Here is a 6897-nt window from a genome sequence, read left to right as displayed (position 1 = left end):
GCCCGCAAGTTCGGCGGCGGCGTCGTGGGCCGCGATATTCTCCCGGATGCGCCGGAAGCCCGCACGCACCGCATCCGCGTCGGGCAGATCCACGAGAACCGCGCCGGCGTCGGATTTGTGGATGATCTTGGGGCTCACGGCCTTGAGCACCACGGGATAGCCCAGGGCGTCGGCGATCCGGACGGCGCCTTCCGGGTCTTCGGCCAGCCCGTGCCCGGGGTAGTCGATGCCCTTTTCAGCCAGCAGCGCGGCCGCCGCCGGCTCGGGCATCATCTTCGTCGTCGCTTGTTCCGGTGAAGGTTTCATCGCGCACCCTCCTTTCCTCTGCGCGCCAGCTGCGCGCGGTAGCGGCCGTAGTCCACAGCGGCCCGGATGGCCCGGACGGCCCGCTCCGGGGATTCGAACACCGCGACCCCGGCCTGCTGCAGGGCCGGCCGGGCCTTTTGTTCCTCCCGGCCGCCGCCCAGGTAGGTGACGGCCAGCCCCGCCCTGACTTGGCCCACGGCCTCCAGCACGTTCTCGGTGGTCTGCTCGACCGGGTCCCCGAAATTGAGGAGCATGACATCGCAGACGTCGTACTTGTCGGCGATCAGGGCGCAGTCCCGGAGTTCTTCGGCCCAGATGGCCGCCAGGTCGATGGGGTTGCCGATATTGCCCAGACGGGCCAGGCCCCGACCTTTGAGCTCTTCGACCATGGCTGCGGGAAGCTCGGGGACGGTGAGGCCCTGGACCTCCGCTTCGTCCACGGCCAGGGTGCCGATGCCGCCCGAGGTGGAGATCACCAGGATCCGGTCCCCCGTGAGGACCGGCAGGGTGGCCAGTGCCCGGGCCTGGTCGTAGAGCTCCCCGAGGCCGTAGGCAACCTGGGCCCCGTGCTGGCGGCAGGCCGCCTCGAAGACCCGGTGGGCCCCGGCCATGGATCCGGTATGGCTGGCGGCCGACCGGCTCCCGGCCGCCGACCGTCCGGCCTTGAGGATGGCGACCGGCTTCCGGGCCGTGCAGTAGGCCAGGGCATCCAGGAACCGGCGGCCGTCTTTTACCCCTTCCAGGTACATGCACACGGCGGCGACGTTGGGGTCTTCGGCGAAATATTCCAGGAAATCCGACTCCACCAGGTCGGCCTGGTTGCCCAGGTTGACCGTTGAACAGGCCCCGATGCCGTCATGCTCCAGCCACTCGGTCAGACCGTTGGTGAGGGACCCCGACTGGCTGATCATGGCCACCGGCCCCGAATTGTGGAGATCCGGGAAGAAATGGGCGCACAGCCGGTTGGGCAGGTAGGTCGCCCCCAGGACGTTGGGCCCCAAAAGCCGCATGCCGTGGGCCCGGGCGATCCGGAGGATCTCCGCCTCGGCTTCGGGATGCCCCATCTCGCTGAAGCCCGAGCTGGTGACGATGGCCGCCTTGACGCCGAGGGCCCCGGCTTCTTCGAGCACACCGGGAACAAACCGGGCCGGCACCAGCACCACGACCAGGTCGATCTTCCCGGGGATCTCGCCCAGGGCGGCCACCGCCTCGAGGCCCTGAAAAACGCCGCCCTTGGGGTTCACCGGGTAGATGCGGCCGGTGAAGCCGCTCTCGACCAGGGTCCGAAGGGTCATGCAGCCGTATTTCTTCGGGTCGTTGGAGGCGCCGACGACGGCGACGCACCGGGCGTTGAACATGGCCTGGATCGCGTCCCGGGACGGCGGGGGTTCATGCGCTTGCTTCTGGTTGTTCATGACCGTTCCTCTGTGTCAAAGGTTATGGTTGCGTGTCGGGTTCCACATACCGCCGCCACACCGCCGTCACCCGGTCCCGCAGGTCGGCGAAATGGTCCTCGGGGACCTTTGCCGGCTTCTCCCGGAGGCTCAGCTTGTGGCCCATGGACCGGTAGGTCAGGTAGGCTTTCCGCAAAAAATAGGCCGTGATCTCGTCGATGATACCAGCGTCGGAAAGGGAGCGGATGAGGCGGACGTTGTCGGTCCAGTCCAGGATCCCGGGCCTTTGGTGGGATTCCAGCAGCACCAGGTACTGGACCAGGAACTCGATGTCCACCATGCCGCCCGTGCCCTGCTTGAGGTCGAAGAGGCCGTTCTCGGGCGCGAGCAGCTCCTTCTTCATGCGGGCCCGCATGTCCCGGATCTCCTTCCGGAGGACGGCAGGGTCCCGCGTCCGGGCCAGCACCTCCCGGCGGATCTCGTTGAACCGGTCCATGAGCCGGGGGTCGCCCACGATGGGCCGGGCCCGGACCAGGGCCTGCTTCTCCCAGGTCCAGGCCTCCGTCAGGAGATACTGCCGGAACCCCTCCATGGAGGTGACCAGGATGCCGGCGTCGCCGCTGGGCCGCAGCCGCATGTCCACCTCGTAAAGCCTTCCCGCCGACGTATGGGTGGAGAGCATGTGGAGCACCCGCTGGCCCAGACGGCTGTAGAAGGTAGTCGTGTCCACGGGCTGACGTCCGTCGCTGAAACCGCCGGTGCCCGAGTGGAGGAAGACCAGGTCGAGATCGGAATCATACCCCAGCTCCAGCCCGCCCAGCTTGCCGTAGGCGATGACCGCAAAGCCCCGCTCGCCGCCGGTCAGCGGGGGATTGCACTCGGGGACGCCGTGCCGTTCGAACAGGTGGTCCGCCGACATGGCAACGACCCGGTGCAGCACTGTCTCGGCGATGTCGGAGAGGTGGTCGCTGACCCGCATGAGGGGGATGGCGTTGGTGATGTCGGCCGCGGCCACCTTGAGGACGTTGACCTGGCGGAAAAGGCGGAGGGCGTCCATCTGGCCCTCGAGGTCGTCGGCCTCGTTCTTGGCCTGCTTGCGGGTCAGGGACGCCTCGAGTTCGGCGCGCTCCGGGGGCAGATAGAGGGTCCTGGGGTCGAGCAGCTCGTCCAGGAGCATCGGCCGCCGGGTCAGGAGGTTGAGAATCCACGAGCTTGTGTCGGCCAGCCGGATGAGATGCTCCAGGGCGTGGGGGGTTTCCAGCAGGAGGGAGACGTAGCTGGTGCGACGGCGGATGGCCCGGATCAGGCTGACGGTCCGCTCCAGGGTGACGCCGGGCTGATCGGTCCGGCCTGCCCCGGCGATCACGAGGGGCATGAGGCGGTCGATCCGGTCCCGGCCCTCGCTGCTCAAGGCCTGGCCGTCGATTTCGTCGTGAAACGACTTGAGGCACCGGAGGGCCTCCTCCGGGTCATCGTAGCCCGCGGCCTCGATGGCGGCCCGGGCGTCGGCATCATCCCGGGGATGATCCCAGACCCCCGCCAGGGTCCCGGCCGCCGGGTCCGCCTCCGGCGCGCTCTCCTCCATCCGGAGCAGGCTGTTGAAGTGGCAGTGAACCGCTGCCGTATGGTGTTTCAGGCGGTCGTAAAAGGCGCCCCAGTCCGCAAACCCCATGGCCGCGGCAAGCCTTGCCCTTCCGGCGGTATCGCCCGGAAGCACGTGGGTCTGGGCATCGTTGAACTCCTGGAGGCGGTGCTCGGTGCGCCGCAGGAAGACGTAGGCCTCCTGGAGGGCGCGGCAGGTCTCGTCCGCGATATAGCCTTCCCGGGCCAGGAGGGAGAGGACAACGAAAATCCGCCGATCCTGGAGGGCCGGGATGACGCCGCCCCGGATGAGCTGGAAGATCTGGCCGAAGAACTCCACCTCCCGGATGCCGCCCGGCCCCAGCTTGATGTGGTCGGCCATGCCCTTGCGCTTCACCTCGACGGCGATCATCTGCTTCATGTCGCGAAGGGACTCGAAAACCCCGAAATCGAGATACCGCCGATAGATGAAGGGCTTGAGGGCGCAGGCAAGGCGATCGCCTGCCGCCGTGTCCCCGGCCACGGGCCGGGCCTTGATCCAGGCATACCGCTCCCACTCCCGGCCCTGCTCCTGGTAGTAGGATTCGACGGCGTCGAAGCTCATGGCCATGGGGCCCGATTCGCCGTAGGGCCGGAGGTTCATGTCGACCCGGAAGACAAAGCCGTCGACGGTGCACGCCCCCAGCACGTGGATGAGCCTGCGGGAGAGCCGGGTGAAGAACTCCTCGTTGGTGACGGAGCGGGGGCCGCCGTCGGTCCTCCCCGCTTCGGGGTAGGCGAAGATGAGGTCGATGTCCGACGAGAAATTAAGCTCGCGGGCGCCCAGCTTGCCCATGCCGAAGACCACGAGGCCCTGGGGATTTCCGGTTTTGTCGACAGGGGTGCCCAGGGCCGCGCACTGCCATGCGTGGAGCCGCGACAGGGCCGCCTCCAGGCAGGCATCGGCAAGGTCGGAGAGGTCTCCCACCGTCTCCCGGAGATCGGACAGCCCGCAGAGGTCCCGGAAGGCGATCCGGGTCATCTCCCGCCGCCGGAAGAGCCGAAGGATATGCGAGAGGGCCGCCTCGTCCGCGGCGTCCGCAAGAAGCGCCGCAAGGCCCCGGGCATAGACCCCGGCGTCATAGGCCCGGTACAGATCGCCGCTCTCGAAGAGGGCGGCCGTCATCCCGGGGTTCCGGGCGCAGCTTTTCAGGATGAAATCGCTGACGGCAAAGGCCTGCCTGAGATGGCGGGCCAATCCGGGGCTGATGAATCCCTCGGCGTCCGCATAGGCCGGCGACCCGCGGAATTCCTCCCACCGTTTTTCGGCCTCCCGGGCCAGTTCAGGGGTCAGCACGATCGGATTTGGCATTCTCTTTTCGCCCCGTCAAAAGGTGATCGACTCGTAAAATCGAAGGGTGAATCTACCATCGAATCCCCCGCCGAACAATCAAAAAGATCCCCTTTCCCCTTTTCCGGCAGGGCGTTCCGTGGTACAGCATGCCGTGTCGGGAAGGCGTCCCCTGACCTTTCCGGCCCTTACCCGCAAAGGAGAATTCATGGACAGCGCACGACTCATCGCATGCGCCCGCGGCGACCGCAAGGCGGACCTGCTGCTCAAAGGCGGCCGGCTCATCAACGTCCTCTCGGGCCGGATCGAACCCGTCGACATCGCCGTGTCCGACGGCCGGGTCGCCGGCTTCGGGGATTACGCGGCCGATGCCGTCGTCGACCTGGATGGACGGTATGTCGCGCCGGGCTTTATCGACGCACACCTCCACATCGAGAGCGCCATGGCCTCGGTCACGGAATTCGCCCGGGCCGTGGTGCCCCTCGGGACGACCACCGTCGTGGCCGACCCCCATGAAATCGCCAACGTCCTGGGGGCCGAGGGCATCCGATACATGCTGGCATCGGCCGAAAACCAGCCCCTGAACGTCTGTTACGCCCTTCCCTCCTGCGTGCCGGCCACGGCCATGGAGACGGCCGGCGCAGTGCTCGGGGCACGGGATCTCGCCCCGTTCATGGGCCATGAACGCATCCGTGCACTGGCCGAGGTGATGAATTTCCCGGGGGTCGTTGCGGGAGATCCCGACATCCTGGAAAAGATCGCCCTGGCCCGGCGCTTTGGAAAGCGGGTGGACGGTCACGCCCCGGGCCTTTCCGGAAAGGCACTCGCCGCATACGCTGCCGCGGGCATCACCAGCGATCATGAATGCACCGCCGCCGGGGAAGCCGCCGAGAAGCTGGCCCTGGGCATGCACATCATGGTCCGGGAGGGGACCGGCGCCCGGAACCTGGAAGCCCTCTTTCCCGTCATCCGCGAAAAGACCCTTGACCGCATGATGTGGTGCACCGACGACCGCCACCCCCACGACATCCTCTCCGAGGGCCACGTCGATCATATCCTCCGGAAGGCCATCGCACTGGGGCTTGACCCGGTTTCAGCCATCCGCATGGGCACCCTCCACCCGGCCCGCTATTTCGGGATCCGGGACGCAGGGGCGTTGTCGCCCGGCCGGCGGGCCGACATGGTGGTCTTTTCAGACCTCGCCGCCCCCCGGGCCGAAGCGGTTTACGTCGGCGGACGCCTCATGGCCGAAAACGGCCGGATGCTGCCGGAGATCCCCCGGCCCCAGTCGGGCGGGGTCCCGCCGTCCATGCACATCGTGCCGGACAGGCTCAATTTCGCCGTCCCCGCGAAGGGCCGCCGCATCCGGGTGATCGAGGTCATCCCCGACCAGGTGATGACGGGCCGGTCCGTCATGGACGCCGCCGTCCGGGACGGCATGGCCGTGGCCGACCCGTCGCGGGACCTCCTCAAGATCGCCGTGGTGGAGCGTTATACGGGAAAGGGCGGGACCGGGCTGGGATTCGTCCGGGGCTTCGGCCTGGGCCGGGGCGCCCTGGCCTCCAGCGTGGCCCACGACAGCCACAACATCGTCGTGGTCGGCACCGACGACGCGGAGATGAAAACGGCCGTCTCGGCCGTGGTCCGGATGGGCGGCGGCCTCTGCGCAACCCTGGACCAGGCTGTCCGGGCCGCCCTGCCCCTGCCCATCGCAGGCCTCATGTCCCCCGAGCCCATGGGCGCCATCCAGGGCCTGCTGGACGCGCTGACCGCTGCGGCAAGGGAGATGGGCGCGACCCTCCGCGACCCCTTCATGACCCTGAGCTTCCTGGCCCTGCCGGTCATCCCCGAACTGAAGCTGACCGACAAGGGATTGGTGGATGTGGGGCGGTTTGCGGTGGTGCCGCTGTTCACGGATTGAGTTCGGGGGGATCGGACTGCGCCCATTCCCCTCAAGATAAACGGAACGAAACGAAGGTGAACGATATGCTTGTCGACGGAAAAGAGATGCGGCCCATATGGCTGGACGATGATCAGCGGACGGTCAAGGTCATCGACCAACGCCTGCTGCCCCACGATTTTGTGATCATGGACCTCCGGACCCTGGATGAGGTCATCCACGCCATCCGGGAGATGGTGGTGCGGGGTGCCCCGCTGATCGGGGCCACGGCGGCCTACGGCGTCTACCTCATCGTGCTGAACGCCCCGGACCCCTCGGTGCCCGAGGCCTACCTCGCGGCGGAGAGCGCCCGGCTCAAGGCGGCGCGACCCACGGCGGTGAACCTG

4 protein-coding genes and 1 pseudogene are annotated in these 6897 nt (G+C 67.7%); 2 read left to right on the top strand and 3 right to left on the bottom strand.

Annotation, left to right across the window (positions count from 1 at the left end; all coding sequences use genetic code 11):
- The 3 genes from ACEW8N_RS19245 to glnE form a co-directional block, all read right to left on the bottom strand.
- A partial coding sequence (locus ACEW8N_RS19245; protein ID WP_373501487.1) for an acetate--CoA ligase family protein occupies positions 1 to 306 on the bottom strand: 306 nt, incomplete at its 3' end.
- The gene (locus ACEW8N_RS19240; protein WP_373501486.1) at positions 303 to 1721 is read right to left on the bottom strand and encodes an acetate--CoA ligase family protein; all 1419 of its coding nucleotides are present in this window, start codon (positions 1719 to 1721) and stop codon (positions 303 to 305) included. The genes ACEW8N_RS19245 and ACEW8N_RS19240, both read right to left, overlap by 4 nt.
- A 22-nt stretch (positions 1722 to 1743) precedes the next feature.
- Entirely contained in the window at positions 1744 to 4632 is a 2889-nt protein-coding gene (gene glnE / locus ACEW8N_RS19235) for a bifunctional [glutamate--ammonia ligase]-adenylyl-L-tyrosine phosphorylase/[glutamate--ammonia-ligase] adenylyltransferase (RefSeq protein ID WP_373501485.1), read from the bottom strand.
- 187 nt (positions 4633 to 4819) lie between these two features.
- On the opposite strand from glnE, the gene ade reads away from it, so the two are divergent.
- Both ade and ACEW8N_RS19225 read left to right on the top strand, forming a co-directional pair.
- Positions 4820 to 6532 (top strand): adenine deaminase, encoded by a 1713-nt coding sequence (gene ade / locus ACEW8N_RS19230; protein WP_373501484.1) that lies wholly within the window; start codon positions 4820 to 4822, stop codon positions 6530 to 6532.
- A 65-nt stretch (positions 6533 to 6597) separates the two neighbouring features.
- Positions 6598 to 6897, top strand: a pseudogene (locus ACEW8N_RS19225) (S-methyl-5-thioribose-1-phosphate isomerase); the annotation flags it as partial.

The sequence above is a fragment of the Desulfococcus sp. genome (assembly GCF_041737845.1).
Lineage (GTDB): Bacteria > Desulfobacterota > Desulfobacteria > Desulfobacterales > Desulfococcaceae > Desulfococcus.
The sequence above is the reverse complement of the archived record's forward strand: the minus strand, read 5'-3'. Positions and strand labels throughout refer to the sequence as shown.